Annotated in this window: 21 protein-coding genes and 1 pseudogene; 8 read left to right on the top strand and 14 right to left on the bottom strand. The window is 71.2% G+C overall.

The window, feature by feature from the left end; genetic code table 11:
* Positions 1-93 precede the first annotated feature (93 nt).
* Together ACIP8W_RS01145 and ACIP8W_RS01140 are read right to left on the bottom strand one after the other, a co-directional pair.
* A complete protein-coding gene (locus tag ACIP8W_RS01145; protein ID WP_401953895.1) occupies positions 94-2442 on the bottom strand; it encodes a polysaccharide lyase 8 family protein in 2349 nt (782 codons plus the stop codon).
* 98 nt (positions 2443-2540) lie between these two features.
* Entirely contained in the window at positions 2541-3050 is a 510-nt protein-coding gene (locus ACIP8W_RS01140) for a hypothetical protein (RefSeq protein ID WP_401953897.1), read from the bottom strand.
* A 155-nt stretch (positions 3051-3205) separates the two neighbouring features.
* Here ACIP8W_RS01140 and ACIP8W_RS01135 point away from each other — a divergent pair.
* Positions 3206-3502 (top strand): annotated as a pseudogene (locus ACIP8W_RS01135) (YceI family protein); the annotation flags it as partial.
* A gap of 104 nt (positions 3503-3606) precedes the next feature.
* Here ACIP8W_RS01135 and ACIP8W_RS01130 read toward each other — a convergent pair.
* The 5 genes from ACIP8W_RS01130 to ACIP8W_RS01110 form a co-directional block, all read right to left on the bottom strand.
* The gene (locus ACIP8W_RS01130; protein ID WP_401953900.1) at positions 3607-4965 is read right to left on the bottom strand and encodes a hypothetical protein; all 1359 of its coding nucleotides are present in this window, start codon (positions 4963-4965) and stop codon (positions 3607-3609) included.
* Positions 4966-5047: 82 nt separating this feature from the next.
* On the bottom strand, positions 5048-6664 hold the full coding sequence (gene cimA, locus ACIP8W_RS01125; protein ID WP_401953902.1) for a citramalate synthase: 1617 nt from the start codon (positions 6662-6664) through the stop codon (positions 5048-5050).
* Positions 6665-7103: 439 nt separating this feature from the next.
* Positions 7104-8192, bottom strand: coding sequence for a branched-chain amino acid aminotransferase (locus ACIP8W_RS01120; protein WP_401953904.1), 1089 nt, complete (start codon positions 8190-8192; stop codon positions 7104-7106).
* Between the two features lie 227 nt (positions 8193-8419).
* Positions 8420-9463 (bottom strand): 3-isopropylmalate dehydrogenase, encoded by a 1044-nt coding sequence (locus tag ACIP8W_RS01115; RefSeq protein WP_401953906.1) that lies wholly within the window; start codon positions 9461-9463, stop codon positions 8420-8422.
* 106 nt (positions 9464-9569) lie between these two features.
* Entirely contained in the window at positions 9570-9698 is a 129-nt protein-coding gene (locus ACIP8W_RS01110; RefSeq protein ID WP_401953908.1) for a hypothetical protein, read from the bottom strand.
* A gap of 372 nt (positions 9699-10070) precedes the next feature.
* Here ACIP8W_RS01110 and ACIP8W_RS01105 point away from each other — a divergent pair, with 372 nt between their 5' ends.
* Positions 10071-10409 carry a PadR family transcriptional regulator gene (locus tag ACIP8W_RS01105; RefSeq protein ID WP_401953912.1) on the top strand — a complete coding sequence of 113 codons (339 nt, stop codon included), beginning with the start codon at positions 10071-10073 and terminating at the stop codon, positions 10407-10409.
* Positions 10406-11137, top strand: a complete 732-nt coding sequence (locus ACIP8W_RS01100; RefSeq protein WP_401953914.1) for a hypothetical protein — start codon at positions 10406-10408, stop codon at positions 11135-11137. Before ACIP8W_RS01105 ends, ACIP8W_RS01100 begins: the two co-directional genes overlap by 4 nt.
* 27 nt (positions 11138-11164) lie before the next feature.
* Here ACIP8W_RS01100 and ACIP8W_RS01095 read toward each other — a convergent pair whose 3' ends face one another.
* From ACIP8W_RS01095 to ACIP8W_RS01085, 3 genes are all read right to left on the bottom strand, one after another.
* Complete coding sequence (locus ACIP8W_RS01095) at positions 11165-11713, bottom strand: GNAT family N-acetyltransferase (protein WP_402201544.1); 549 nt, start codon at positions 11711-11713, stop codon at positions 11165-11167.
* Between the two features lie 151 nt (positions 11714-11864).
* On the bottom strand, positions 11865-13496 hold the full coding sequence (gene pruA, locus ACIP8W_RS01090) for an L-glutamate gamma-semialdehyde dehydrogenase (protein WP_401953919.1): 1632 nt from the start codon (positions 13494-13496) through the stop codon (positions 11865-11867).
* A 50-nt stretch (positions 13497-13546) separates the two neighbouring features.
* On the bottom strand, positions 13547-14473 hold the full coding sequence (locus tag ACIP8W_RS01085) for a proline dehydrogenase family protein (protein ID WP_401953921.1): 927 nt from the start codon (positions 14471-14473) through the stop codon (positions 13547-13549).
* Positions 14474-14661: 188 nt separating this feature from the next.
* Here ACIP8W_RS01085 and ACIP8W_RS01080 point away from each other — a divergent pair, with 188 nt between their 5' ends.
* From ACIP8W_RS01080 to ACIP8W_RS01060, 5 genes are all read left to right on the top strand, one after another.
* Positions 14662-15987: a helix-turn-helix domain-containing protein gene (locus ACIP8W_RS01080; protein ID WP_402201542.1), complete on the top strand. Its 1326-nt coding sequence runs from the start codon at positions 14662-14664 to the stop codon at positions 15985-15987.
* Between the two features lie 188 nt (positions 15988-16175).
* Complete coding sequence (locus tag ACIP8W_RS01075; protein WP_402201540.1) at positions 16176-17195, top strand: Gfo/Idh/MocA family protein; 1020 nt, start codon at positions 16176-16178, stop codon at positions 17193-17195.
* An 11-nt stretch (positions 17196-17206) separates the two neighbouring features.
* A complete protein-coding gene (locus ACIP8W_RS01070; RefSeq protein WP_401953929.1) occupies positions 17207-17827 on the top strand; it encodes a dTDP-4-dehydrorhamnose 3,5-epimerase family protein in 621 nt (206 codons plus the stop codon).
* A 45-nt stretch (positions 17828-17872) separates the two neighbouring features.
* On the top strand, positions 17873-19069 hold the full coding sequence (locus ACIP8W_RS01065) for a nucleotide disphospho-sugar-binding domain-containing protein (protein WP_401953931.1): 1197 nt from the start codon (positions 17873-17875) through the stop codon (positions 19067-19069).
* A complete protein-coding gene (locus ACIP8W_RS01060) occupies positions 19066-20430 on the top strand; it encodes an NDP-hexose 2,3-dehydratase family protein (RefSeq protein WP_401953933.1) in 1365 nt (454 codons plus the stop codon). The genes ACIP8W_RS01065 and ACIP8W_RS01060 overlap by 4 nt, the downstream gene beginning before the upstream one ends.
* 77 nt (positions 20431-20507) lie before the next feature.
* Here the strand turns inward: ACIP8W_RS01060 and serA are convergent, their stop codons facing one another.
* The 4 genes from serA to ACIP8W_RS01040 all read right to left on the bottom strand — a co-directional run bounded on the left by serA (position 20508) and on the right by ACIP8W_RS01040 (position 25941).
* Positions 20508-22100: a phosphoglycerate dehydrogenase gene (serA, locus tag ACIP8W_RS01055; RefSeq protein WP_401953936.1), complete on the bottom strand. Its 1593-nt coding sequence runs from the start codon at positions 22098-22100 to the stop codon at positions 20508-20510.
* A gap of 309 nt (positions 22101-22409) precedes the next feature.
* Complete coding sequence (gene ilvC / locus ACIP8W_RS01050; RefSeq protein WP_401953939.1) at positions 22410-23411, bottom strand: ketol-acid reductoisomerase; 1002 nt, start codon at positions 23409-23411, stop codon at positions 22410-22412.
* Between the two features lie 107 nt (positions 23412-23518).
* Positions 23519-24043, bottom strand: coding sequence for an acetolactate synthase small subunit (gene ilvN / locus ACIP8W_RS01045; RefSeq protein WP_401953941.1), 525 nt, complete (start codon positions 24041-24043; stop codon positions 23519-23521).
* A gap of 29 nt (positions 24044-24072) precedes the next feature.
* A complete protein-coding gene (locus tag ACIP8W_RS01040; RefSeq protein ID WP_401953943.1) occupies positions 24073-25941 on the bottom strand; it encodes an acetolactate synthase large subunit in 1869 nt (622 codons plus the stop codon).
* Between the last annotated feature and the right edge of the window lie 104 nt (positions 25942-26045).

The raw sequence follows: 26045 nt of genomic DNA, 5'->3' as shown, positions 1-26045 counted from the left end.
AGTGGGGCCGTTGCGGAGCCGGTGAACAGCGAGGAACCCCTACTACTTGTAGGAATCCCCCTACACTTACCGGCATCGGCCACCCGGCGGCCCTCACAGGGCCACCTCGCACCGGTGGGTGGCGCCCGCTGTCCCCGGAGCGACTCTCAGCCGTACCGTACGTCCCGCGTCGAGCACCTCGACCGCCGGGTCCCGCCCCAGGATCCCGCGCACCCGCCGGTCCCAGCGGACCTCCAGCGCCCGCCCCGATCGTACGGGCTCGCTCACGCAGAGCGTCGCCGTCCGCCCCCGGACCACCACGAGCACGCTCGCGGGCGCGCTCGCGCGGAGCGGTCCCGCCGTACCGGAGCGCCAGAAGTTCGCCGCCAGGAGGCCGAGCGGGCGGACCGCCACGGCCTGGACGTCCCCGGTGTTGGCGAGGATCTCCAGCCATCGCCGGTCGGCGGCGCGGGCCACGAGCGCGCGGCGGGAGGCGCCCGGCATCAGGAGATAGCCGTACGAAGCGGCCACCGGGTCGGTGCCGTGGTCCAGCCAGAGGGTGCGGTAGCGGCGGGTACGGCGCTCGGGCGAGCCGGAGGTGTTGATGTCGCCCCAGGCCCCGGTGCGGTCCTGGAGCAGGGTGCGCACCGGGGCGCCGCCGGGGAAGACCCAGCCGCCGTGCCCCTCCAGATGCGCCCAGCGGGGGCGCGGCCCTCCGTCGAGCGTGAAGGCGTACGCCCCGGCCCGGCCCGGCTCCCCCAGATTGCGGTTGTCGACGACCGTCTCGACCGGCACCCCGTCCGTGGCGCCGATCCCGGCGCCCAGACAGATGACGGCGTCGTCTGCGCAGAACCAGGACTTACGGGCTTCGAGCGTGGAGCCGAGCCCCTTGAGGTGCTGGCCGACGGCCGCGAACTCCCCGTCGGTCGCGCCGCCGACCCAGCGCACGGCCGGCCGGGGCTCCCCCCACTCGCCACCCGCCCGGTCCGCGAGCGGCCGGGTGGAGACCGTCGTACCCGGCAGCCGGTACGGGTCGACCGTGGGCCAGAACCAGTCGGTGTACTGGTCGTTCCCCCCGTCGGCGCGCCACCAGTAGAGCATTCCGGCCCCGGTGTGCCAGCCGCGCGGATTCTCGCCGTTCCCGCATTCGTAGTGCGCGATCCGGTCGGAGGCCATCGCGATATTGGCGGCCCAGCCCGGCCTGCGGTGGACCGCCCGGTCCATCGCGGCGAAGAGCGTGTGCCCGGTCCGCTCGGGGGCGGCGGGGGTCTCCGAGGCCACGAGGGCGTACAGCCGGGCGAGATCCGCGACATCGAACTGCCGGGCGGTGAGCACGGGCGCGACCGTGTCGCGCTCGATCCAGCCCTTGACCAGCGCGGTCCAGCGCTCGCGCTCGGCGGCGGACGCGGCACCGGCGAGCAGGGCGACGGCCGCGATCAGCCCCTGTCCGTGGAAGTGGTCGCCGCGCGTCACCCCGGGATCGTCGGTGACGAGCCACCCCCGGCTGACGGCCCGGCCACTGACGCTGTCCATCATCAGACCGTTGAAGACCAGTGGGGCGTAGGCCCGCTCCACGCTGTCGAGGACGAGCTGTCCCGCCGGGTCGGTGACGGCCCACTCCGACCCGGCCAGCAGGGCGAACAGCCTGCCGAGGCCGTCCAGCACGACCTGTCCGTACGTCCCCGAGTAGGCGACGGAGGTGTGCTGGACGAACGAGCCGTCCGCGTAGAGCCCGTCGCCCTCGGTGACGTACGGGAGGACGGGCGACAGCGCGTCCCTGGCGAGGACGATCCGCCCGGGATCCCCACCGAGGACCCCGCGCACGGCGACCGAGCGGCAGAGGTCGACACGGTTGGCCCCGGTGCTGACGCCGGAGTAGTCGGTGAGGAGCGCGTCGGGGACGAAGTGGTCGACGGCGGCGAGGGCGGCGGCCCGCCGGTCCTGGGTGAGGCGGTCGTACAGGACGGCGGTGATGTCCATGAGCAGCCGGGGGCTGCCGATCCGCCACTCCCACCAGTTGCCGTAGGGCGTCGTCGCCGGGTGGTAGACCGCCTCGGCGAGCCGGTCGAGCCCCTGGACCACATCGGCCAGGAGCGCCCCGTCCCCGGTGAGCCCGGTGCCCGGCCGGGCCCACGCCCGGGTCATGGCCCAGAGCCTGGCGTAGCTCCGGGTGATCCCCGAGGGCGGGTCGAGCGGCAGGTCCGGCCAGAGGTACGGCCCCGCCGGGGCCATCGCCCCCTGGTGGCGCGCGGCCAGCTCACCGGCCTCGGCCAGCCGCGCGGCGAAGGGGGCGGCGCCCTGGTCGTACCCCGTACCGAGCTGGAGGTCGACCCAGCGCCGCCGCAGCCCCTCGAACCGGCCGCCGCCGTCCCGGCCCCCCGGCGCGAGCGGCAGCGCACCCGACCCGGCGGCGGCCAGAAAGGCCCGGCGCGACCAGGCGGACGGCACGGACGGTGGCGACACGGTGACCTCCTTCGGCGGGGAGACGGCGGGGTGGCGGCAGCGTGAGCGGAGAGACAGGTGGGACCGCCGCGGCGGGCGGGGCTTTCGCAACGCGCGCCTCAGCAGCCGCCGCAGTTGTAGTACGTCACGTCCCAGTGGTTGCCCTCGTCCGCGTACACGTTGCCGGAGCCCGACTTCCACTGCGGGGCCCCGTCGCCACGCACCCCGATATAGGCGAAGGTGCCCTTGATGTAGTTGGTGACGCAGCTGGTCGTCCGGTAGTCGAGCTTGTAGCCGTTCCAGTGGGAGTACTCGCTCGTGGCGTGCCCGGTCTCGGTGCCCCCGGTGATGGTGAGCGCGCAGTTCGTCGCGGTCTTGAAGGTCTGCGCCCCCTTGGCCGTGTCCAGGTTGAGCTGGTCGAACGACGTACAGCGGGCGTTGTTCCGGTCGGAGCAGCCGCCGGTGGACGCCCAGGCGATGCCGGACGAGGTGAACATCGAGGTCGCGGTGGCATGGCTGATCCTGGTGACCGCGTAGGCGTCGGTGGCCGTGGCGAGCACACCGAAGCCGGGCGCCAGGAGCGCGCCGACGAGCAGTGCGAAGACGGCGAGTACGGAACGGATGATCATGAGGTCCTCCCCTGGTGAAGCGCTGAAGATCTGAGCCGTGCCGGTAGGCGGTAGAGCGGTAGGCGGTAAGGCGCCAGGTAGGCGGTGCGAGGGGAATCGTGCCCGGCGTCTACGCGCGTCATCCAGCGAGAAGGGTCACTCGTTCGAGGGATATCCCGAGGATGACCTTCCGCTCCAGCGGCGCCGAGCAGATCGCCCCGGAGACGTACCGCATCACCGGTGACCTCACGATCAAGGACGTCACCAAGCCGCTCACGATCGACCTGGAGTTCCACGGCTCCGTCACCGACGTGTACGGCATGGAGCGTGTCGGCTTCGAGGGCAGCGCGACGATCCTGCGCTCCGACTGGGGCCTGACCTGGAACGCGGCGCTGGAGACCGGCGGTGTGATGGTCAGCGACAAGGTCAGGCCGACCTTCGACATCTCAGCGGTCGAGAAGGCTCCCGAAGCCGCCCGACCCCAGCCCCACGGGACCGGAGCGACGACCGCGCGGGGGCGCGGTCGGCCCGGCCGGTCCAGAACCACGGCCTCAGCCGCGGCCGCAGCCCGGACGCCTTAAAAACCGCCCCCGCCGTCGAACCCTCCGCCACCGCCGAAGTCCCCTCCCCCGCCGAAGCCTCCGCCACCGAAGTCGCCCGGGTCGAAGTCGCCGCCCGAGTAGTCGCCGCCGTCGAAGCCGGAGTAGTCACCGCCGCCGAAGTCCGAGGCGTACGCGGGGGTCGCCATCATCGAGCCGAGCACCGTGCCCACCAGCAGCGCCGGCAGCAGCCCGCCGCCGAAGTAGCCGCCGGCCCACGGGCCGTACGCCGGTCCCGCGTCGTAGTACGGACGGGGCCCCTGATCGGTCGCCACCGTACGGACCGCCGGGTCCTCGCCGTCCGCCAGCCGGGCCGCGTCGGCCGCGCACACCGGTACGGTCCGCCGCACCCCGCCGGACGGGGACCACTCCGCGTCGCCCGTCGAGGGCCCGTGGCGCGGGTCGAAGAAGCACGGCGAACGGCGCTCCGGAAGCGGGGCGCCCTTTCTGCGCGCCTCCAGCACCGCCAGCGAGAACCGGCCGTCCTCCAGCGCCTCGGTCACCGGGCTCACCTCGGCGGGCCGGGTGGCCGAGGCCATCAGGGACTTCGCCTTCTCGTAGGCGTCGAGGGCGTGCTCGTACTCACCGCGCATCGCGTCGTCCGCGCCGGGCTCGGCGGGGTGGAAGTCGAGGCGGTCCAGTTCCTCGCCGAAGGCGGTGATGTCCTCGTCGACGACGATCCGCAGCTTCTCCAGCGCCTCCCGGTCCCGCTCCTCGCGCCTGCGGCGGTTTCTGCGGACCACCGCGTAGGCGCCCGCGCCGCCCAGGGCGGCGACCGAGCCGAGGGCGATCAACCCGGCCGTCGCACCGCCCGTGCCACTGTCGCCCGAGCCGCTGTCCCAGGACGCCGGGGCGCTGCCGCGCATCTGCGGGAGCGCCTGGTCCACGAAGTTGTTCAGCTCGGTCACGGCGTCGACCGGGCCGCCCGCCTTGACCGCGGCGGAGAGGTTGGCGACGGCCCTGTGCGGCATGACCGTACGGTCGGCGCCCGCGTTGAACCCGTCGCCGAGCCTGATCGCGTACAGCCCGGTCACTCCGGTCCGGGTCCGTACGGTCCGCAGTACGCTCTCCGGCGGGAACTCGGCCGCGTTGGGCAGCACGGCCACGAAGAGGGGCTTGTCCGCGTCCGTGATCTTCTTCGCCAGGGCCTTCGCGTCGGCCGCCGGCAGCTGGGACGCGGCCCGGGGGTCCACATAGACGGGGCCCTTCCTCAGCGCCTCGCCCACGGCCGCCGGACCGGTGGCCGCCTGCGCGTCCGACGCCGCGACGGCGACCCCGGCGGCGGAGGAGAAGGCGAGAAGCAGCCCGGACAGTGTGAAAATCAGCCTCGGCCTCATATCTCGAAGCTACCCGAGGTCGTCATCATCCGGGCGGGCCGGTACGCGGGAAATCCGGCCCGCCCGCGTCACGCACCGACGACTACACGGCCGGTACGACTCCGGCGCGCAGCAGTCCGTACGTGTACGCGTCCTCCAGCGCCTGCCAGGAGGCCGCGATCACGTTCTCCGCGACGCCGACCGTCGACCACTCGCCCGCGCCGTCCCCGGTGGTGATCAGCACCCGGGTGGTGGATTCCGTACCGTGCCTGCCTTCGAGGATGCGGACCTTGTAGTCCACCAGCTCCAGCTTGGCCAGCTGCGGATAGATCCGCTCCAGGCCGACGCGCATGGCCCTGTCCAACGCGTTGACCGGGCCGTTTCCCTCGGCGGTGGCGACGATGCGCTCGCCCTTGGCCCAGAGTTTCACGGTGGCCTCGTTGGCGTGCGTACCGTCGGGGCGGTCCTCGACGATCGCGCGCCAGGACTCCGTACGGAAGTAGCTGCGGGGCCTGCCCTCGACCTCCTCGCGGAGCATCAGCTCGAAGGACGCGTCGGCCGCCTCGTACGTGTACCCCTTCAGCTCGCGCTCCTTAACACGGGCGACGACCCGGCCGACCAGCTCGCGGTCGTCGCCGAGGTCGATGCCCAGCTCCTTGCCCTTCAGCTCGACGGAGGCGCGGCCGGCCATGTCGGAGACGAGCATCCGCATGGTGTTGCCGACCTGCTCGGGGTCGATGTGCTGGTAGAGGTCGGGGTCGACCTTGATCGCGGAGGCGTGCAGGCCGCCCTTGTGCGCGAAGGCCGAGACGCCGACGTACGGCTGGTGGGTGGAGGGCGCGAGGTTGACGATCTCGGCGATGGCGTGCGAGATCCGGGTCATCTCGGCGAGCGCGCCCTCGGGCAGGACCCGCTTGTCGTACTTCAGCTCCAGGGCGGCGACGACCGGGAAGAGGTTGGCGTTGCCGACCCGCTCGCCGTAGCCGTTGGCCGTGCACTGGACATGGGTGGCGCCCGCGTCGACGGCGGCGAGGGTGTTGGCGACGGCGCAGCCGGTGTCGTCCTGGGCGTGGATGCCGAGCCGGGCGCCGGTGTCGGCGAGGACGGTGGCGACGACGGCCTGGATCTGCGCGGGCAGCATGCCGCCGTTGGTGTCGCAGAGGATGACGACATCGGCGCCCGCGTCGGTGGCGGCCCGGACGACGGACTTGGCGTACTCGGGGTTGGCGCGGTAGCCGTCGAAGAAGTGCTCGCAGTCGACGAAGACGCGGCGGCCCTGTTCGCGCAGGTACGAGACGGTGTCACGGACCATCGCGACGTTCTCGTCGAGGGTGGTGCGCAGCGCCAGCTCGACATGGCGGTCATGGGACTTGGCGACCAGCGTGACCACCGGGGCGCCGGACTCGACCAGCGCCCTGACCTGCGGGTCCTCCGAGGCTTTGGCCCCGGGCCTGCGGGTGGAGCCGAAGGCCACCAGTTGGGCGTTCTTGAAGTCGATCTCCTGCTGGGCGCGGGCGAAGAACTCCGTGTCCCTCGGGTTGGCGCCGGGCCAGCCCCCCTCGATGAAGCCCACGCCGAAGTCGTCCAGGTACCGGGCGATGGCCAGCTTGTCGGTGACCGTCAGATTGATGCCTTCGCGCTGGGCACCGTCGCGCAGCGTCGTGTCGAAGACATGAAAGCTGTCCTTGTCCGCCGAGGGCCCTGTGGACTCTGTGGTCATGGTGGTTCTGCTCCTGTCGAGTGGAAGGTCTGGCTCCACTTGCCCCATCATCGCGTGCGGCTCGTTCTCCGGCGGGGTGGGGCCGGAAAACGAAAAAACCCCTCGCGGGTGCGAGAGGTCTGCGCGCGGGTCCGAGGCACGGTGGCCGCGCCGTACGGGTGGTACGGGGCGGTCACTGCGGACCGGCGCGCCTGCTGCCGATAATCATGGCGAACGAGAGCACGAGCCGAGTTTTGCACGTATCGCCCACCCCGCAGAAACCGTCTCACCATGCGGTCGGGAGGGAGCGGACACGCGGCCGGGAGCGATGGGGCACGGGGTACGGGGTACGGGGCACGGGGTACGGGGCACGGGGTCCGCGTCGCGATCCGGACGCGGGCCCCGTACCACCCCGGGTCCGTGTCGCGTCCGGGACACGGACCCCCGTACCACCACGGCGTCAGACCAGGTCGTGCATCCAGCCGTGCGGGTCGGCCGCGGCGCCCGTCTGGATGCCCAGCAGCGCCTCGCGCAGCTTCAGCGTGACCTCGCCGGGCTCGCCGCCCGACTGGGTCCACTCGCCGCCCTCCGACTTGACCACGCCGACCGGGGTGATCACCGCGGCCGTACCGCAGGCGAAGACCTCGGTGAGGGTGCCGTCCTCGGCGTCGCGGCGCCACTGCTCCTTGGAGATCCGGCCCTCCTCGGAGGTGTAGCCGAGGTCGCGCGCGAGCTTCAGCAGCGTGTCACGGGTGACGCCCGGCAGCAGGGAGCCGGTGAGTTCCGGGGTGACGATGCGGTCGCCGTACACGAAGTACAGGTTCATCCCGCCCAGTTCCTCCACCCAGCGGTGCTCGACCGCGTCCAGATAGGCCACCTGCGCGCAGCCCTTCTCCGCCGCCTCGGCCTGGGCGAGCAGGGAGGCCGCGTAGTTGCCGCCGGTCTTGGCGTCCCCGATGCCGCCGGGGACGGCGCGGACGTAGTTCTCCGAGAGCCAGACGGAGACCGGCTCGACGCCACCGGGGAAGTAGGCGCCGGCGGGCGAGGCGATGACCAGGAACAGGTACTCGTTGGCCGGCCGGACGCCGAGCCCGACCTCGGTCGCGATCATGAACGGGCGCAGGTAGAGGGACTCCTCGCCGCCGTGCGCCGGGACCCACGCCTGGTCCTGCCGGACCAGCGCGTCGCACGCGGCGATGAAGGTCTCCACGGGCAGCTCCGGCATGGCCATCCGGTGGGCGGAGCGCTGGAAGCGGGCCGCGTTGGCCTCGGGGCGGAAGGTGGCGACCGTACCGTCGGGGCGGCGGTACGCCTTGAGGCCCTCGAAGATCTCCTGCGCGTAGTGCAGCGTCATGTTGGCCGGGTCGAGCGAGAGCGGTCCGTACGGAACGAGTTCCGCGTCGTGCCAGCCGCGTCCCTCGGTCCACCGGATCGTCACCATGTGGTCGGTGAAGTGGCGGCCGAAGCCCGGGTTGGCCAGGATCGCCTCGCGCTCCGCATCGGACAGCGGGCTGGAGGAGGGCTTGAGCTCGATCGTGGGCGTGGTCATGAATACTCGTCCTTCACCGGTTGTATGTGACGGACCGCGTTCACGCCGCTACTAGGACGTCCGAGCATTCCCGCGTGCGCTGCCCAGGCCGATTATCTCTCCGGCGGGCGCGATGGCGGAAACTGGGGGTGAATGCGGTCCGGGGCTGATGGTGTCACCCGGTGGCCGCGGAGCACAGCACAGCCGCCGGGTTCGTGGCGACCCGGCGGCTGTGGGAAGTCGACGGGTCAGCCCGCTACGCGTACGGCGAGCGCGTCGCCGATCTCGTCGGTCGTCCGCGCGGTGGCCGCGTCGCGTCCGGTGAGGTCCGCCGCGACGGCCTCCTCGATCCGGACGGCCTCGGCGTCGAAGCCGAGGTGCCGCAGCAGCAGGGCGACGGAGAGAATGGTGGCCGTGGGGTCGGCCTTCCCCTGGCCCGCGATGTCCGGGGCCGATCCGTGGACCGGCTCGAACATGGACGGGAACGTACGGTCCGGATTGATGTTCGCGGACGCGGCCAGGCCGATACCGCCGGTCACGGCGGCGGCGAGGTCGGTGAGGATGTCACCGAAGAGGTTGTCGGTGACGATCACGTCGAAGCGCTCGGGCTGGGTGACGAAGAAGATCGTCGCGGCGTCGACATGCAGATAGTCGGTGGTGACCTCGGGATACTCCTGGCCGACCCGGTCGAAGATGTTCTTCCACAGGTGGCCCGCGTAGACGAGGACGTTGTTCTTGTGGACCAGCGTCAGCTTCTTGCGCGGACGGGAGTTGGCCCGCTCGTACGCGTCGCGGACGAGGCGCTCCACGCCGTACGCCGTATTGATGCTCACCTCGGTGGCCACCTCGGCGGGCGTGCCCGTGCGCAGCGAGCCTCCGTTGCCGGTGTACGGGCCCTCGGTGCCCTCGCGCACGACGATGAAGTCGATCTCGGGGCGGCCGGCCAGCGGGGTGGCCGTGTTGGGGAGAAGCTTCGACGGACGCAGGTTGACGTAGTGGTCGAAGGCGAAGCGCAGCTTGAGCAGCAGCCCGCGCTCCAGCACCCCGGACGGCACGGACGGGTCACCGATCGCGCCGAGCAGGATCGCGTCGTGCCCCTTGAGGGCCTCCAGCTCCGCGTCCGGGAGGGTCTCCCCGGTGCGGTGCCAGCGGCCGGCGCCGAGGTCGTACTCCTTGGTCTCCAGCTTCACGTCCTGCGGAAGCACGGCGCTCAGCACCTTGAGGCCCTGGGCCACGACTTCCCGGCCGATGCCGTCACCGGGGATCACTGCGAGATTGAGGCTGCGAGACATGCGGGAAACCCTACCGCTCGTCCCATCCCATGACACCAGGCGTCCACTCCGTGGACAGCCCGAGCGGCTCGGGGCGGGCCGGGGGCGGCTCGGGCGGCCTGGCTGGTCAGTGGCCGGTCGAGCCGCCGTTGTCCCTGCGGTCGAGGGCGCGCTGGAGCGCGGCGGCGGCGTTCTTGCGGTCGGCTTCGCCGGTACGAGGGGTGTGACGGACGCGGCGAACGGTCGTCTCGGCCATGATGATCGACTCCTTGAGGCAGCGAGGGCGCGCGGCGAAGGGCCGTGCGAGGCATCTGCGAGGCGCCGGAAGAGGCGGGGGCGGGCGCGAACAGGGGTTGCCTGCGTGGGGCGCTTGCCCGGGACCGCCATTCGCTGATGGAGCGAGACGTTCGGCTCATTCCAAGCTAAGGGAGGGCGGGCCATCTGTCTCCACGACTACTCGGACTTCCTACTATCTGAGACGGACACCCCTGTCGCATCGCCCGCTAGATTCCGCCGCCTGCTAGATCCCGCTGCCCGCTAGATCCCGCTGCCCGCTAGATTTTTCCGCCAGCTAGCTTTCTCAGCCAGCTAGGTTGCGTTCCTATCTATCTGATGGTGGGATACGGCCATGGCCACAGACCGCAGATCCAGCTGGCTCAAGGGCGTCCTCGACCTCCTCGTCCTCTCCTGTCTCGTCGACGGCGAGAGCTACGGCTACGAGATCTCGAAGGCGCTCGCGGAAGCGGGCCTCGGCGAGATCAAGGGGGGCACGCTGTACCCCGTGCTCAACCGGCTGGAGGAGGCCGGGCTCGCCGTCGGGGAGTTCCGCGCCACCGAGCGCGGCCCCGGGCGGCGCTACTACCGGCTGACCGACTCCGGGGTCCGCCATCTCGCCGCGCAGGGCGACGCCTGGCTGGAGTTCCACACGACCGTGACGACCATGCTGCACCGAGGGGGAGCGTCATGACCGACCACCGCTACTTCGAGGAACTCGCCGCCGCGCTGCGCGCCGCCGGGGTCCCGGCCGGGCGGGTCACCGCGACCGTCGCGGAACTGACCGGCTATCTCGCCGAGACCGGCACCCCGGCGACGGAGGAGTTCGGCCCGGTCGCGGAGTTCGCCGCGCGGCTGGCGGGCCCCGGGGCGCCCGACGGACCCGCCGACGACGCGGAGGTCTGGCGGTGGACCGCCGACATCTACGCCGACCGGCGACTGCTGAACGAGTACGGCGCGCAGGGCTGGGAGGTCGAGCGCGTCGACCGCATGGGCCTGTTCGTCAGCCGGCGCGTCCCGGGCGCGGCGATGCGCTGGGAGTACCGGCGCGAGGCGACCAGGAACGGCGGGGAGCGTACGCGGGTCACCGCGGAACTGGCCGCCGACGGCTGGGAGCCCTGCGGGCAGTGGCTGGCCTCGACGTACTTCAAGCGCCCCGCCGCCGCGACCGTGGGCCCCGCCGCCGCGCTGGCCTCGGCGCCCGGCCGCCCGCGGCGGCGGCTCTTCCTCAGCCGCCGGGTCCGGGTCGGCCTGGGCGTCTGGCTGCTGGTGGTGGCGGGGCTCGTGGCCGTGCCGGCGACGGGCGGCATCGACACCACGCGGTCGCCGTTCCTGGCCGGGCTCCTCGTGGGCGCGGTGGCGGCCGGGGCGGGCGGGGTGTGGGGGGTGCGGCACCAGATCATCAAGGGCGTCGAGGGCTGAGCCGAGAGCCAGGACCCGTACGTACGCCTACAGCACGTCCCCGTCCCGCCAGTCGAAGACCAGCGCGCCGTCCGGGGCGACCGGCAGGGGGCGGCCCGCCGCCGGGCGGAGGTAGGTGCAGCCCTCCTCCTCCGGCAGACGTACGACACCGGCCGGGCCCAGGGTCTCGACACGGGCGGCCCAGGGCTGCCGGCCACGGGCCCGGTAGAGCCGGGCGCCGTCGTCGGAGGCGGCCAACGCCCCGGCCGCGTACGCGCCGTCGATGACCTGTTCGAGGGCGGCCATGACCCGGCCGCCCAGCCCCTGGCGGCGGCGGTCGGCCCGTACGGCCACCGCTTCCACGTATCCGATGCGGTACGAACAGCCGCCCACCAGGACCCGGCGCTGGATCACACTGCCGTGGGCGACGAGGGCGCCGTCCGGGTCCCGCACGAAGGCGTGGACACCGCCGAGGCCGTGGTCCCAGTCCTCGTCCCCGAGGTCGCCTTCGAAGGCGTCCTCCAACTGGGCCCGGATCTCGGTGAGTTCGTCCGGGGTCAACTCGTAGGTGTGGGCGGTACGCAGCGGTGGCGTCATGCGCCCACTCTGGCAGGCCCGCCGCCGTACGGAAGGATGTTCCGGTGCCCGTACGGAAGCAACAGGCCGGCGCCCGGCAGGAGTTCGGACACACCGGCCGGTGGCCGCGGGACCCGCGGGCACCGGATCGGAGTGTCGGAGCGGGCGGGGGTCAGCCCATGTGCGGGTAGCGGTAGTCGGTCGGCGGGACCAGCGTCTCCTTGATGGCGCGGGTCAGTGTCCAGCGCATCAGGTTCTGCGGGGCGCCCGCCTTGTCGTTGGTGCCGGACGCGCGCCCGCCGCCGAAGGGCTGCTGGCCGACGACGGCGCCGGTCGACTTGTCGTTGATGTAGAAGTTGCCCGCCGCGTAGCGCAGCTTCGCCAACGCGGCCGCCGCCGCCGCGCGGTCGCCCGCGATGACCGAGCCGGTCAGGGCGTACGCCGAGACCGATTCCATCTGGGCCAGCATCGTCTCGTACTCCGCGTCCTCATAGACGTGCACGGCGAGGATCGGGCCGAAGTATTCGGTCCGGAAGACCTCGTTGGCCGGGTCGGTGCAGACGATCACGGTCGGGCGGACGAAGTAGCCGACCGAGTCGTCGTACGTACCGCCCGCGACGATCGTGCAGGTCGGGTCGGCGGCGGCGCGGTCGATCGCGGCCCTGTTCTTGGCGAAGGCGCGCTCGTCGATGACGGCGCCGATGAAGTTCGACAGGTCGGTGACATCGCCCATGGTGATCCCGTCGACCTCGGCGGCGAACTCCTGCGCGAAGCCGTCGTTCCAGATCGACGCGGGGATGTACGCCCGTGAGGACGCCGAGCACTTCTGGCCCTGATACTCGAAGGAACCCCTGGTCAGCGCGGTCTTGAGGATCGCGCGGTCGGCGCTCGGATGGGCGACGACGAAGTCCTTGCCGCCGGTCTCGCCGACGATCCTCGGGTAGGAGCGGTACGTCTCGATGTTCTCGCCGACCGTCTTCCACAGGTGCTGGAAGGTCCTGGTCGAGCCGGTGAAGTGGATACCCGCCAGCTCGCGGTGGGTGAGGGCGACCTCGGAGACGGCGAGCCCGTCGCCCGTCACCAGGTTGATGACGCCCTTGGGCAGCCCGGCCTCCTCCAGCAGTTCCATCAGCAGGACGGCGGCGAGAGTCTGCGTCGGGGAGGGCTTCCACACCACGACATTGCCCATGAGCGCGGGCGCGGTGGGCAGATTGCCCGCGATGGCCGTGAAGTTGAAGGGGGTGATCGCGTAGACGAAGCCTTCGAGCGGGCGGTGGTCCAACCGGTTCCACACGCCGGGCGAGTGGGCCGGCGGCTGCTCGGCGAGCAGATCACGCGCGTACTTCACGTTGAAGCGCCAGAAGTCGACCAGCTCGCAGGGGCAGTCGATCTCGGCCTGCTGCGCGGTCTTCGACTGGCCGAGCATGGTGGCCGCCGCCAGCGTCTCGCGCCACGGGCCCGCGAGCAGCTCCGCCGCGCGCAGGATGATCGCGGCGCGGTCGTCGAAGGCCATCGCGCGCCACCCCGGCGCGGCGGCCAGCGCGGCGTCGACCGCGTCCCGGGCGTCCTGCCGGGTGGCTCCGGCGAACGTACCCAGCACCGCCCGGTGGTTGTGCGGCTGGACGACGTCGACCCGTTCGCCGCCGCCCATCCGCTTCTCACCGCCGATGGTCATCGGCAGGTCGACGGGGTTCCCGGCCAGCTCCTTGAGCCTGGCGTCGAGACGGGTCCGCTCGGCGGAGCCCGGCGCGTAGCCGTGCACCGGCTCGTTGACCGGCGCGGGCACCTGGGTCACAGCGTCCATGGTGGCGAATCTCCTCGATCTGTTTGGATCCGGTTTCGGTAAAAGGGAGTTCAGCCTCGGCTGACCAGCGAGCGCAGGAAGAACGCGAGGTTGGCGGGGCGCTCGGCGAGCCGGCGCATGAAGTAGCCGTACCAGTCCGTGCCGTACGCGAGGTAGACCCGCATCCGGTGCCCCTCGGCGGCCAGCCGGAACTGCTCGTCCGCGCGGATGCCGTACAGCATCTGGAACTCGTACTCGTCCGGCTTCCGCCCGGCGCGGTGCGCGAGATCCTGGGCGATGGCGACGATGCGCGGGTCGTGGGAGCCGACCATCGGGTAGCCGTCGCCCTCCATCAGGATCCGCAGACAGCGGATGTACGCGCGGTCGACCTCGCCCTTGTCGGGGTACGCGACGGAGTCGGGCTCCTTGTACGCGCCCTTGACCAGCCGCACCCGCGAGCCCGCCGCCGCGAGCGCGCGGCAGTCCTCCTCGGTGCGGTAGAGGTACGACTGGACGACGGCGCCGGTCTCCGGGAAGCGCCCGCGCAGCTCGGCGTGGATGGCGAGCGTCGAGTCGACGGTGGTGTGGTCCTCCATGTCGAGGGTGACCGTGGTGCCGATCGCGGCGGCGGCCTCGACGACGGCGGTGACGTTCCGCAGCGCCAGTTCGTGGCCGCCGGGCAGCGCCTGGCCGAAGGAGGACAGCTTCACCGACATCTCGGCGCGCGTCCCCAGCTCCAGCGGGGCGAGCGCCTCGATCAGCCGCAGATACGCGTCCCGGGCGCCCAGCGCCTCGGCCGGATCGGTGATGTCCTCGCCGAGGACGTCGAGGGTGACCTCCAGCCCCCGGTCCGTCAGGGAACGGACGACGGGGACCGTCTCCTCGATGGACTCACCGGCGATGAACCGGTCGACCACGGGCTTGGTGACGGGGGCCGCCGCGAGCGTACGGCGCAGGGTGTCGCTGCGCGACGCGGCAAGGATCACGGGACCCAGCACAGGGCACCTCCACGGTGAGAACGAGCGGGGGCGGCGCCGGACGGAAGACGGTCCGGAGCGGCACGGCGAACCACTGTGAAACCTAGGGATCGCTCCGATCCTCTGCCATCGACAGCTGTCACGCATCCGTGGCCGGGATCTCAGACAGATGTCTGAACCGGCGGGGAAGCCGATGACAGAATGTCCGGATGAAGGACGATTACCAGGAACTGGTCGACGAGATCTGCGCGCTGCTCGGCGTCCCCGCCACCCTGGAGAACCGCGACTTCGGACTGATCGCCTTCGGCGCGCACGACAGCGAGGACGACACGGCGACGGACCCGGTCAGGACGCGCTCGATCCTGACCCGCAAGTCCACCCCCGCCGTCCGCGCCTGGTTCGAGGGCTTCGGCATCACCCTGGCCACCGAGCCGGTCCGGATCCCGGCGGCGCCGGACGCGGGTGTCTTCCGGGGGCGGATCTGTCTGCCCGTACGGCACCGGGGCAGGGTCCTCGGCTACGTCTGGCTGCTCGACGACTCCGACCCGGGCCCGAGCCCCTCCCGGCTGGCGGCGGCCATGGAGGTGACGTCCAGGATCGGCGAGCTGCTCGCCGACGAGCTGCGCACCGGCGTCGACCTCGCCCGCGAACTGCGCACCGTCCTCACCGCGGGCCCCGGCCGCCCCCGCGACACGGCCCTGTCCGCGCTGCGCACGGCGCTCGGCCCGAGCGCGGAGGGCCTGCACGCGATCGTCTGCGTGGCCCCCTGGCGCGGCGAGGAACCCCGCCTCCGCGCGGTCCCGGGAACCGCCGCGCTGTGCACGCTCCCGTACGGGACCGAGGAGCCGGTTCCGTACGGGAGCGGCGGGCCTTTCCCCCACGGGCCGGAGGAGCCCTCCCCGTACGGGAGCGGCGCACCGCAGTCGTACGGGAGCGGCGCACCGCAGTCGTACGGGAGCGGCGCACCGCAGTCGTACGGGACCGAGGCGCCCTCCCCGTACGGGCCCGGCGCGCCCGGTGACGGTCCGCCCGCCCTGGAGGCGCTGGCCCTGCTCGTACGGCTGCGGTCGGCGGACACGCTCGCCCCGGCGCTCACCGCCGTGGCCCGGCTGCGCGCGGACGCCGGGCCCGACGCCGCGGCCGGGGTCGGCGCCCCGCGCCGGGGGCTGGCCGAACTGCCCGGGGCCTGGCGCGAGGCGGTCGCGGCGGCCCGCGCCTCGGTCGCCCAGCCGCGCTTCGGCCCGGTGGCCCGCTGGACGTCCATCGGACCGTACCGCCTGCTCACCGCGCTCCCCACCGGCCCCGACCCCGCCGTCCGCGCCCTGCTGGCCCCCGCCCACGGCGAACTCGCCCGCACCGCCGAGACCTTCCTCGACCACGCGGGCCAGGCGGGCCGCACCGCCTCGGCCCTCGGCATCCACCGCCAGACCCTCTACTACCGGCTGTCCCGCGTCGAACAGCTGACGGGGCTGGACCTGGCCGAGGGCGAGGACCGGCTGCTGCTGCACATGGCGCTGAAGGCGGCCCGGCTCTGACCGGTGCCCCGCCGGCCGGAGGACCGGCCCCTCCCGGGGCTTCTGCACAGGCCTGTCCGGGTACTAGGCGATTCACCAAAAACGTTCCGCTGTAATTGCCCATGGCCCGGTGTGCCGGTTCGCAGCGCCCCCGCGCGCTCCCGGAGCACGGCCGGCAGTCTCCCGTACGGAACCCAAGGAACCCCCTCATGAACAGAGCCTCGCCGCCCTCGAAACCGCTGGGCTTCGGTGTGCTCGGCTGCGCCGACATCGCCTGGCGCCGCACGGTGCCGACGCTCCTCGCCCACCCCGGCGTACGGCTCGTCGCCAGCGCCAGCCGTACGCCGGACAAGGCACGGCGGTTCGCGGACCGCTTCGGCGGCGAGGCACTGACGGGGTACGGACAGCTCCTCGCCCGCCCCGATGTGGACGCCGTCTACCTCCCTCTGCCCGCGATGCTCCAGGCCCACTGGATCGGGCTGGCGCTCGACGCGGGCAAGCACGTGTTCGCCGAGAAACCCCTGTCGGCCGACCGGGCCGACACCGAGCGGCTGTTCCGTACCGCGCGCGAGCGGGGGCTGGTGCTCCGGGAGAACACGATGTTCCTGCACCACTCCCAGCACGCCGCCGTCACCCGGCTGGTCGAGGACGGCGCCATCGGCGAACTGCGCGGCTTCTCCAGTACGTTCACGATCCCGCCGAGGCCCCCGGAGGACATCCGCAACCGGGCGGACCTCGGCGGTGGCGCGCTCCTCGACATCGCGTTCTACCCGGTCCGTGCCGCACTGCGCTTCCTCGGCCACGAGCTGAGGGTCGCGGGCGCCACGCTCCGTACGGAGAAGGAGGGCGTCGTACGGTCGGGCAGCGCCCTTCTGGTCACCCCGGACGGCGTACCCGCGCAGCTGGCGTTCGGTATGGAGCACTCCTACCGGTCCGAGTACGCGATCTTCGGCAGCGGCGGTTCGCTCTCCCTGGACCGGGCGTTCACCCCGGCCGCGGACTGGCGGCCCTCGCTCCACCTGTGCCGGGGGAACGCGCGCGAGGTCATCGCCCTGCCTTCCGACGACCAGTTCGCGAACATCGTCGACGCGTTCGTCACCTCGGTCGCCGCGCTCGCCCCGGGTGCGCCCGGGGCGAGCGCGGACCATATCGCGGCCGAGGCCAATTCGATACAGACCGCCGGACTGATCGACGAAGTGGCCGCCGTCGCCGTCCGTACCGACGTGTGAGGGAGAGAGAAATGAGCTTCGCCGAGCAGGGAAAAGTAATCGAGCTGGGAATTCCCGGTGCGTACCGTATCGAGCCGGGTCCGATCGCGGACCGCAGAGGCCGTTTCTACGAGGCTTTCCGGGTCGATGTGCTGAGCCGGCTCATCGGCCGCCCGTTCCGGGTCGGCCAGGTGAATTATTCGGTGTCCCGCCGGGGAACGCTGCGCGGTATCCACACGACCAGCCTGCCGCCGGGCCAGGAGAAGCTGGTGACCTGTGTCCGGGGCGCCGCTCTCGATGTCTCGGTGGATCTGCGGGTGGGTTCACCGACATTCGGCGAATTCGAGATGACCCGGCTGGACGAGACCTCGGGGATTTCCGTACTGATCTCCGAGGGAATCGGTCACGCGTTTCTCGCGCTGAGCGACGAAGTCTGTATGAATTACGTCTGCTCGACCGAGTACGTCCACGGCACGATGATCGATGTGAACGCCCTCGATCCCCGGATCGGGATTCCCTGGGGGCTGACCTCCGAGCCGGTCATGTCCGACAAGGACAGGGCCGCTCCGAACGCCGAGGAAGCGGCGGCCTCCGGTCTGCTGCCCACCTATGCGGCGTGCATGGCGCACTACAAGAAATTATCCACGGCCTGAATCGCGCGCGGCCGGCGGCGATCCCGCCGGCCCCTTGGAGGATCTGTGCGTGTTCTGATCATCCCCAGCCCTTCCGCCACCCATTTCATGCCCATGGTGCCGCTGGCCTGGGCGTTACGCGCCGCCGGACACGAGGTGCTGGTCGCCGGACAGCCGGATGTGCTCGGCGCGGTCGCGGACTCCGGGCTGAACGCCGTGTCCGTCGGCGACCGCAGCGGCATCAACGACTCACTGCTCGACCTGGTACGTCCCGGACAGCGGCCGCTCGCCTGGATGGGCCGCTGGACCTCCGCGATGATGAGCGTCTTCCCGCCGGTGTGGCTGCGGCACAGCGAGAACGTACTGCCGCTCTATCTGGAGCTGGCCGGGGAGTACCGCCCCGATCTGATCCTCTCGGATGTCCTGGAGTTCAACGCCCTGATCGTCGGGCAGCTGCTGCGCATCCCGGTGGCGCACCACCGGTACGGCATCGACCCGGTGTCCGAGCCGCTCGCCGCCGGGGCCCGCGAGGCGCTGCGTCCGCTGTACACGGGGCTCGGGCTGCCCGCTCTGCCGGGGCCCTCGGTGATCATCGATCCCTGTCCGCCCGTACTCCAGCTGCCGGGCCTCGCCCCGGGGCTGCTGATGCGGTACGTCCCGTACAACGGCAATGGCGTGCTGCCCGGCTGGCTCCGGGACGAGCGACGCTCCGCGGCGGAGGGGCGGCGGGTCGTGGTCTCGCTGGGATCGCACACGCTGCGGATGAACGGGGTGCCGCTGCTGCGGCGGATCCTGCGGGCGTTCGAGGACCTGGCGGATCTGGAGGTGATCGCGACCGTGGACGCGCGGTACCGGGCGGAGCTGGGCGAGGTGCCGTCCACGGTCCGGCTGGTCGATCCGCTGCCGCTGCATCTGCTGCTGCCGGGGTGCGACGCGATCGTCCACCACGGCGGCCAGGGCACCGCCATGACCGCCGTCGGCCACGGCCTGCCGCAGCTCTCGCTGCCGCAGATCGCGGACGGCTTCGCCTGCGGCGACCGGCTGGCCTCCGTGGGCGCGGGCATCTCCATCGAGGACCCCGGGCTCCAGGACGATCCCCTCCAGGTACGCAAGGCGGTGGAGACCCTGCTGAACGATCCGTCCTTCCGGCAGGCGGCCCGGGGGCTGCGCCGGGCCGCCGCGGAGCTGCCCTCCCCCGCCGCCGTGGTCGGCCGGCTCGAACGGGCCGTCCGTACGCATACCCCCCGCAAGGTGTCCGCATGAAACTCGCCGAACGTACGGACACGCTGACCGCTCCCCGGCTGACCAGATCGGCCCAGGACCGGGCGGGCGCGATGCTGTCCACCGGGGAGGTCGCCGACTGGCTCGCCGAGCGGCGGGCCGCCCATCGCTTCCGGGTCGACCGGATCGCGCTCGACGAGCTGCGGGGCTGGTCCTTCGCGCCGTCCACCGGCAACCTGGTCCATGCCAGCGGACGCTTCTTCTCCGTCGAGGGGCTGCGGGTCCGCTCCGACGAGTGCCAGGTCGACGAGTGGTACCAGCCGATCATCCGCCAGCCCGAGGTCGGCATTCTGGGCATCCTGGTCAAGGAGTTCGACGGGGTGCCGCATCTGCTGATGCAGGCCAAAATGGAGCCGGGCAACCCCGGACTCCTCCAGCTCTCGCCCACCGTGCAGGCGACGCGGAGCAATTACACCGGCGCCCACCGGGGCGCGGACGTCAAGTACATCGACTACTTCCGTCATCCGGCACGCGGCACGGTGCTCGCGGATGTGATCCAGTCCGAACACGGCTCGTGGTTCTTCCACAAGGGGAACCGCAACATGATCGTCGAGGCCCACGGGGAGGTCCCGTACGACCCCGGCTTCCGCTGGCTGACGCTGGGCCAGCTCGGTGAGCTGATGCGCCAGGACAATCTGGTCAACATGGACTCCCGTACGGTGCTGGCCTGCGCGCCCTTCTTCGACGAGGCCGAGCCCCGAGCGCTCCACTCCGACGCCGAGGTCATCTCCTGGCTCACCGCGCAGCGCGCCACCCGGCAGCTGCGGGTCGACCGTGTCCCGCTGAACGAGGTCCGTGGCTGGACCAGGGACGGGGCGTCCATCCGCCATGACGCGGACCGTTACTTCCGGGTGGTGGGCGTCTCCGTACAGGCGGGCAGCCGTGAGGTCAGCAGCTGGACACAGCCGCTCTTCGAGCCGGTGGGGCTCGGGGTGACGGCCTTTCTGACGCGCCGGATCGCCGGGGTGACCCATCTGCTGGCGCACGCCAAGGCGGAGGGCGGGGTCCTCCAGTCGGTCGAGCTGGGACCGACGGTCCAGTGTGTGCCCGCCAATTACGATCATCTGCCGCCGCCCGCCCGGCCGCGCTTCCTCGATCTCGTACGGGAGGCCGACCCGTCCCGGATCCGCTACGAGGCCATCCACTCCGAGGAGGGCGGCCGCTTCCTCAACGCCGAGAGCCGCTACATGATCATCGAGGCCACCGAGGAGGAGGCTCCCCTGAACGCCCCACCGGGCTACCGCTGGGTCACCCCCGCCCAGCTCTCCGCCCTGACCCAGCACGGCAACTACGTGAACGTACAGGGCCGTACGCTGCTGGCCTGCCAGCGCTTCGCGCTCTGAACGTCCCGGCGGGAGAACGGCCGAGGGGTCCGGTGGCGCCACCGGACCCCTCGGCCGTACGGGATGGGAACTCCGCGTCAGTCGGTGAGGTTCACCGAGCGGGCCGAGGCCGCGCCGATCTCCTCGGCGATCTCGGTGAGCACCGCGCTCGGGACGGTGTCGTCGACGGTGAGGACGACCAGCGCCTCGCCGCCCTCCTCCGCGCGCGCGACCTGCATCCCCGCGATGTTGAGCCCGGCCTCGCCGAGGATCCGGCCGACCGTGCCGACCACGCCGGGACGGTCCTCGTACCGCAGGACGACCATGTGGTCGGCCAGCGCCAGCTCGACGTCGTACGCGCCGATCGCGACGATCTTCAGCAGGTGCTTGGGCCCGGCCAGCGTGCCGGAGACCGAGACCTCCTCGCCGCTGGAGAGCGTGCCGCGCACCGTGACCACATTGCGGTGGTTCGGGGACTCGCTGGAGGTGGTGAGCCGGACCTCGACGCCACGCTCCTGCGCGAACAGCGGGGCGTTGACGTACGACACCGTCTCGGCGACGACGTCCTCGAACACGCCCTTGAGCGCGGAGAGTTCGAGCACCTTCACATCGTGCTGGGTGATCTCGCCGTACACCTCGACATCGAGGCGGGCCGCGACCTCGCCCGCGAGCGCGGTGAAGATCCGGCCGAGCTTCTCGGCGAGCGGCAGCCCCGGGCGTACGTCCTCGGCGATGACCCCGCCCTGGACGTTGACCGCGTCGGGGACCAGCTCACCGGCGAGCGCCAGCCGGACGGACCGGGCGACCGCGATGCCCGCCTTCTCCTGCGCCTCGTCGGTGGAGGCGCCGAGGTGCGGGGTGCAGACGACCTGGTCGAACTGGAACAGCGGGGAGTCCGTGCAGGGCTCCTTCGTGTACACGTCCAGCCCGGCGCCCGCGACGCGGCCCTCCTTGAGGGCGGAGGCGAGCGCCTCCTCGTCGACGATCCCGCCACGCGCGGCGTTGACGATCCGCACGGACGGCTTGACCTTGTGGAGCGCCTCGTCGCCGATCAGACCGAGCGTCTCGGGGGTCTTGGGGAGGTGCACGGTGATGAAGTCGGAGACTTCGAGCAGCTCGTCCAGCGTCAGCAGCTTGACGCCCATCTGGGCGGCGCGGGCCGGCTGCACATAGGGGTCGTACGCGACGATCTTCATGCCGAAGGCGGACATGCGCTGGGCGACCAGCACCCCGATCCGGCCGAGTCCGACGACGCCCAGCGTCTTCTCGCTCAGCTCGACGCCCGTGTACTTCGAGCGCTTCCACTCGCCGTTCTTCAGGGCGGTGTTGGCCTGCGGGATATTGCGCGCGGTGGCGACCAGCAGACCGCAGGCCAGCTCGGCGGCGGTGACGATGTTGGAGGTCGGCGCGTTGACGACCATCACGCCGGCCTTGGTGGCGGCGGAGACGTCGACGTTGTCGAGGCCGACCCCGGCGCGGGCGACGACCCGCAGCTTCTTCGCCGCGGCGATGGCCTCGGCGTCCACCTTGGTCGCGGAGCGGACGAGGATCGCGTCCACATCGGCGATGGCGGGCAGCAGCTCCGCGCGGTCGGCGCCGTTGCAGTGCCGGATCTCGAAATCCGGACCGAGCGCGTCCACGGTGGCGGGCGAAAGCTCTTCAGCGATGAGTACGACAGGTTTCGAGCTCACGTGAGTCCTCACAAGTCCCATTGCGGACGGCCGTCCCGACGGCCGCATGCGGTGGAGGGGTCCTAGGGCGTGGCGCGCCCTAACCGCGTGAAAGACGCACGACGCTGTGGGCCTGACGCGTATGTGTTGAGCAGTGTAGTGCCGCCACCGGGGTCATCATCCGCCCGTGCGACAGGATCACTCGTACGTGCGGCAGGCCCGCGCAGGCGTCCGGCACGGGTGGTTCCCGGTCCTCCCTGGACCGGGAACCACCCGTACGAGGTACCAAAACCATCCGCGATTGACGGACGGCCGCTGTACCGGACCGTGTTACGCGTCGTCGTTGTCGACCCAGCTCATGAGCTTGCGCAGCTCGGCGCCGGTGGTGGCCAGCAGGCTGTCGCTGTCGGCCTTCTTGTACTCGTTGTACTTCTTCAGACCGCCGTGGTACTCGTCCATCCAGTTCTTGGCGAACGTACCGTCCTGGATCTCGGCCAGGACCTTCTTCATCTCGACCTTGGTCTGGTCGTTGATGATGCGCGGGCCGGTGACGTAGTCGCCCCACTCGGCGGTCTCGGAGACCGACCAGCGCATCTTCTCCAGGCCGCCCTCGTACATCAGGTCGACGATGAGCTTCAGCTCGTGGAGGCACTCGAAGTACGCGATCTCCGGCTGGTAGCCGGCCTCGGTCAGCGTCTCGAAGCCCGCCTTGACCAGCGCGGCGGTACCGCCGCAGAGCACGGCCTGCTCACCGAACAGGTCGGTCTCGGTCTCTTCCTTGAAGGTCGTCTTGATGACGCCGGCGCGGGTGCCGCCGATGCCCTTCGCGTACGAGAGCGCCAGCGCGAACGCCGCACCGGAGAAGTCCTGCTCGACGGCGGCGATACACGGAACGCCGCGGCCCTCCTCGTACTGGCGGCGGACCAGGTGACCCGGGCCCTTCGGCGCGACCATCGCGACGTCGACGTTGGCCGGCGGCTTGATGAACTCGTACCGGATGTTCAGGCCGTGGCCGAAGAACAGCGCGTCGCCGTCCTTCAGGTTGTCCTTGATGGACTCCTCGTAGACCTGGGCCTGGATCGGGTCCGGCACCAGGATCATGATGACGTCGGCCTCGGCGGCGGCCTCGGCGGGCGTCACCACACGCAGGCCCTGCTCCTCGGCCTTCGCCTTGGACTTCGAGCCCTCGTGCAGACCGACCCGGACGTCGACACCCGAGTCACGGAGCGACAGCGCGTGGGCGTGGCCCTGGCTGCCGTAACCGATGACCGCGACCTTGCGGTTCTGGATGATGGACAGGTCGGCATCGTCGTCGTAGAACAGCTCGGCCACTGGGTCTTCTCCTTGGTGTGCACTTCTTTGAAACAGCTTGCTTCCCACCGTACGGTGGCGCGGCTGCGGGTGGTTTTCCGGTCTCGGTATTCGAGCCGAGGGACGGGCTACGCGCTGCGGTCGAGTGCCCGCAGGCTGCGGTCCGTGATGGACCGCGCGCCACGCCCTATGGCGATCGTCCCGGACTGCACCAGCTCCTTGATGCCGAACTGCTCCAGCATCTTGAGCATGGCCTCGAGTTTGTCACTCGATCCGGTGGCCTCGATCGTGACGGCCTCGGGTGAGACGTCCACGGTCTTGGCGCGGAACAGCTGGACGATCTCGACGATCTGGGAACGGGTCTCGTTGTCGGCGCGGACCTTCACCAGGACGAGCTCGCGCTGGATCGCGGCGCCGGGCTCGAGTTCGACGATCTTCAGGACGTTCACCAGCTTGTTGAGCTGCTTCGTCACCTGTTCCAGGGGTAGTTCCTCGACACTGACCACGATGGTGATGCGGGAGATGTCGGGGTGTTCGGTCACCCCGACCGCGAGGGAGTCGATGTTGAAGCCGCGGCGGGAGAACAGCGCGGCGATCCTGGCGAGGATACCGGGGGTGTTCTCCACCAGAACGGAGAGCGTGTGCCTGGTCATGTGTCGGTCTCTTCTCTCGTTCTCGCGGCTCAGTCGTCGGCGCTGTCGCCGAAGTCGGGACGCAACCCGCGGGCGGCCATGACCTCGTCGTTCGAGGTGCCGGCGGCGACCATCGGCCACACCTGGGCGTCCTCGTGGACGATGAAGTCGATCACGACGGGGCGGTCGTTGATGGCGTTGGCCTCGGTGATCACCGCGTCCAGCTCGTCCGGGGACTCGCAGCGCATCGCGACACAGCCCATGGCCTCGGCGAGCTTGACGAAGTCGGGGACGCGGGTGCCGCCGCTCGGGCCGTCGCCGTTGTCGTCACCGGCGTGCAGGACGGTGTTCGAGTAGCGCTGGTTGTAGAAGAGGGTCTGCCACTGGCGGACCATCCCGAGCGCGCCGTTGTTGATGATCGCGACCTTGATCGGGATGTTGTTGAGCGCGCAGGTGGTCAGTTCCTGGTTGGTCATCTGGAAGCAGCCGTCGCCGTCGATCGCCCAGACGGTACGGTCCGGCCGGCCGGCCTTGGCGCCCATGGCGGCCGGCACGGCGTAGCCCATCGTCCCGGCGCCGCCGGAGTTCAGCCAGGTGGCGGGCTTCTCGTAATCGATGAAGTGCGCGGCCCACATCTGGTGCTGGCCGACGCCCGCGGCGAAGATCGTGCCCTCGGGGGCGAGCCGGCCGATCCGCTGGATGACCTGCTGGGGGGCGAGGGTGCCGTCCTCGGGCTGGTCGTAGCCGAGGGGGTAGGTCTCGCGCCAGCGGTTGAGGTCCTTCCACCAGGCCGCATATCCCGTCCGGGCGGCCTCACCCACATGGCCCTCGGTGTGCTCGGCCTGGACGGCCTGGACCAGGTCGGCCAGCACCTCGCGGGCGTCCCCGACGATCGGCACGTCCGCGACCCGGTTCTTGCCGATCTCGGCGGGATCGATATCGGCGTGGACGATCTTGGCGTGCGGGGCGAAGCTTTCCAGCTTGCCGGTGACACGGTCGTCGAAACGGGCTCCGAGGGCGACGATCAGGTCGGCCTTCTGCAACGCGGTGACGGCGGCGACCGTACCGTGCATGCCCGGCATTCCCACGTGCAGCGGGTGGCTGTCGGGGAACGCGCCCAGCGCCATCAGGGTGGTGGTGACGGGGGCCCCGGTCAGCTCGGCGAGGACCTTCAGCTCGGCGGTGGCACCGGCCTTGATGACCCCGCCGCCGACGTACAGCACCGGGCGGGCGGCCTGGGTGATCAGCTTGGCGGCCTCGCGGATCTGCTTGGCGTGCGGCTTGGTCACCGGGCGGTAGCCGGGCAGGTCGTGGGTGGGCGGCCAGCTGAAGGTCGTACGCGCCTGGAGGGCGTCCTTGGCGATGTCGACCAGGACCGGTCCCGGGCGGCCGGTGGAGGCGATGTGGAACGCCTCGGCGATGGTCCGCGGGATGTCCTCGGCCTTGGTGACCAGGAAGTTGTGCTTGGTGATCGGCATGGTGATGCCGCAGATGTCCGCCTCCTGGAAGGCGTCCGTCCCGATGGCCTTGCTGGACACCTGACCGGTGATCGCGACCATCGGCACGGAGTCCATGTGCGCGTCGGCGATCGGGGTGACCAGGTTGGTGGCACCGGGGCCCGAGGTCGCCATGCAGACGCCGACCCTGCCGGTCGCCTGGGCGTAGCCCTCGGCCGCGTGACCGGCGCCCTGCTCGTGGCGGACGAGGATGTGCCGGACCCGGGTGGAATCCATCATCGGGTCGTACGCGGGAAGGATGGCGCCGCCGGGGATACCGAATACCGTGTCGGCCCCCACTTCCTCAAGAGAACGGATGAGGGACTGCGCACCCGTCACGTGCTCGATGGAGGAGGCGGGGGACGGTCCGCCGTTACGGGCCCGCGGCTGCGGATGGTGGGCCCCGGTGGCCTGGTCGGTCATCGGCATTCTCTTCTCAGGGCTGAGGTTTTTGTGAGGGTTTTTATGAGGGTTTGCGATGTGCCGGTGCAACAAAAAACCCCCCGTGCCGTGAGGCAAGCGAGGGG

The organism is Streptomyces sp. NPDC088554, assembly GCF_044752945.1.
In the GTDB taxonomy this organism is placed as follows: domain Bacteria; phylum Actinomycetota; class Actinomycetes; order Streptomycetales; family Streptomycetaceae; genus Streptomyces.
This window is presented reverse-complemented; position numbering and strand designations above follow the sequence as displayed.

Excerpts from the sequence above, each read along its gene's own strand:
- ACIP8W_RS01140 (WP_401953897.1), bottom strand. The coding sequence starts at position 3,050 with ATGATCATCCGTTCCGTACTCGCCGTCTTCGCACTGCTCGTCGGCGCG.
- ACIP8W_RS01130 (WP_401953900.1), bottom strand. The coding sequence starts at position 4,965 with ATGAGGCCGAGGCTGATTTTCACACTGTCCGGGCTGCTTCTCGCCTTC.
- cimA (WP_401953902.1), bottom strand. The coding sequence starts at position 6,664 with ATGACCACAGAGTCCACAGGGCCCTCGGCGGACAAGGACAGCTTTCAT.
- ACIP8W_RS01120 (WP_401953904.1), bottom strand. The coding sequence starts at position 8,192 with ATGACCACGCCCACGATCGAGCTCAAGCCCTCCTCCAGCCCGCTGTCC.
- ACIP8W_RS01115 (WP_401953906.1), bottom strand. The coding sequence starts at position 9,463 with ATGTCTCGCAGCCTCAATCTCGCAGTGATCCCCGGTGACGGCATCGGC.
- ACIP8W_RS01110 (WP_401953908.1), bottom strand. The coding sequence starts at position 9,698 with ATGGCCGAGACGACCGTTCGCCGCGTCCGTCACACCCCTCGTACCGGC.
- ACIP8W_RS01105 (WP_401953912.1), top strand. The coding sequence starts at position 10,071 with ATGGCCACAGACCGCAGATCCAGCTGGCTCAAGGGCGTCCTCGACCTC.
- ACIP8W_RS01100 (WP_401953914.1), top strand. The coding sequence starts at position 10,406 with ATGACCGACCACCGCTACTTCGAGGAACTCGCCGCCGCGCTGCGCGCC.
- ACIP8W_RS01095 (WP_402201544.1), bottom strand. The coding sequence starts at position 11,713 with ATGACGCCACCGCTGCGTACCGCCCACACCTACGAGTTGACCCCGGAC.
- pruA (WP_401953919.1), bottom strand. The coding sequence starts at position 13,496 with ATGGACGCTGTGACCCAGGTGCCCGCGCCGGTCAACGAGCCGGTGCAC.
- ACIP8W_RS01080 (WP_402201542.1), top strand. The coding sequence starts at position 14,662 with ATGAAGGACGATTACCAGGAACTGGTCGACGAGATCTGCGCGCTGCTC.
- ACIP8W_RS01075 (WP_402201540.1), top strand. The coding sequence starts at position 16,176 with ATGAACAGAGCCTCGCCGCCCTCGAAACCGCTGGGCTTCGGTGTGCTC.
- ACIP8W_RS01070 (WP_401953929.1), top strand. The coding sequence starts at position 17,207 with ATGAGCTTCGCCGAGCAGGGAAAAGTAATCGAGCTGGGAATTCCCGGT.
- ACIP8W_RS01060 (WP_401953933.1), top strand. The coding sequence starts at position 19,066 with ATGAAACTCGCCGAACGTACGGACACGCTGACCGCTCCCCGGCTGACC.
- ilvN (WP_401953941.1), bottom strand. The coding sequence starts at position 24,043 with ATGACCAGGCACACGCTCTCCGTTCTGGTGGAGAACACCCCCGGTATC.
- ACIP8W_RS01040 (WP_401953943.1), bottom strand. The coding sequence starts at position 25,941 with ATGACCGACCAGGCCACCGGGGCCCACCATCCGCAGCCGCGGGCCCGT.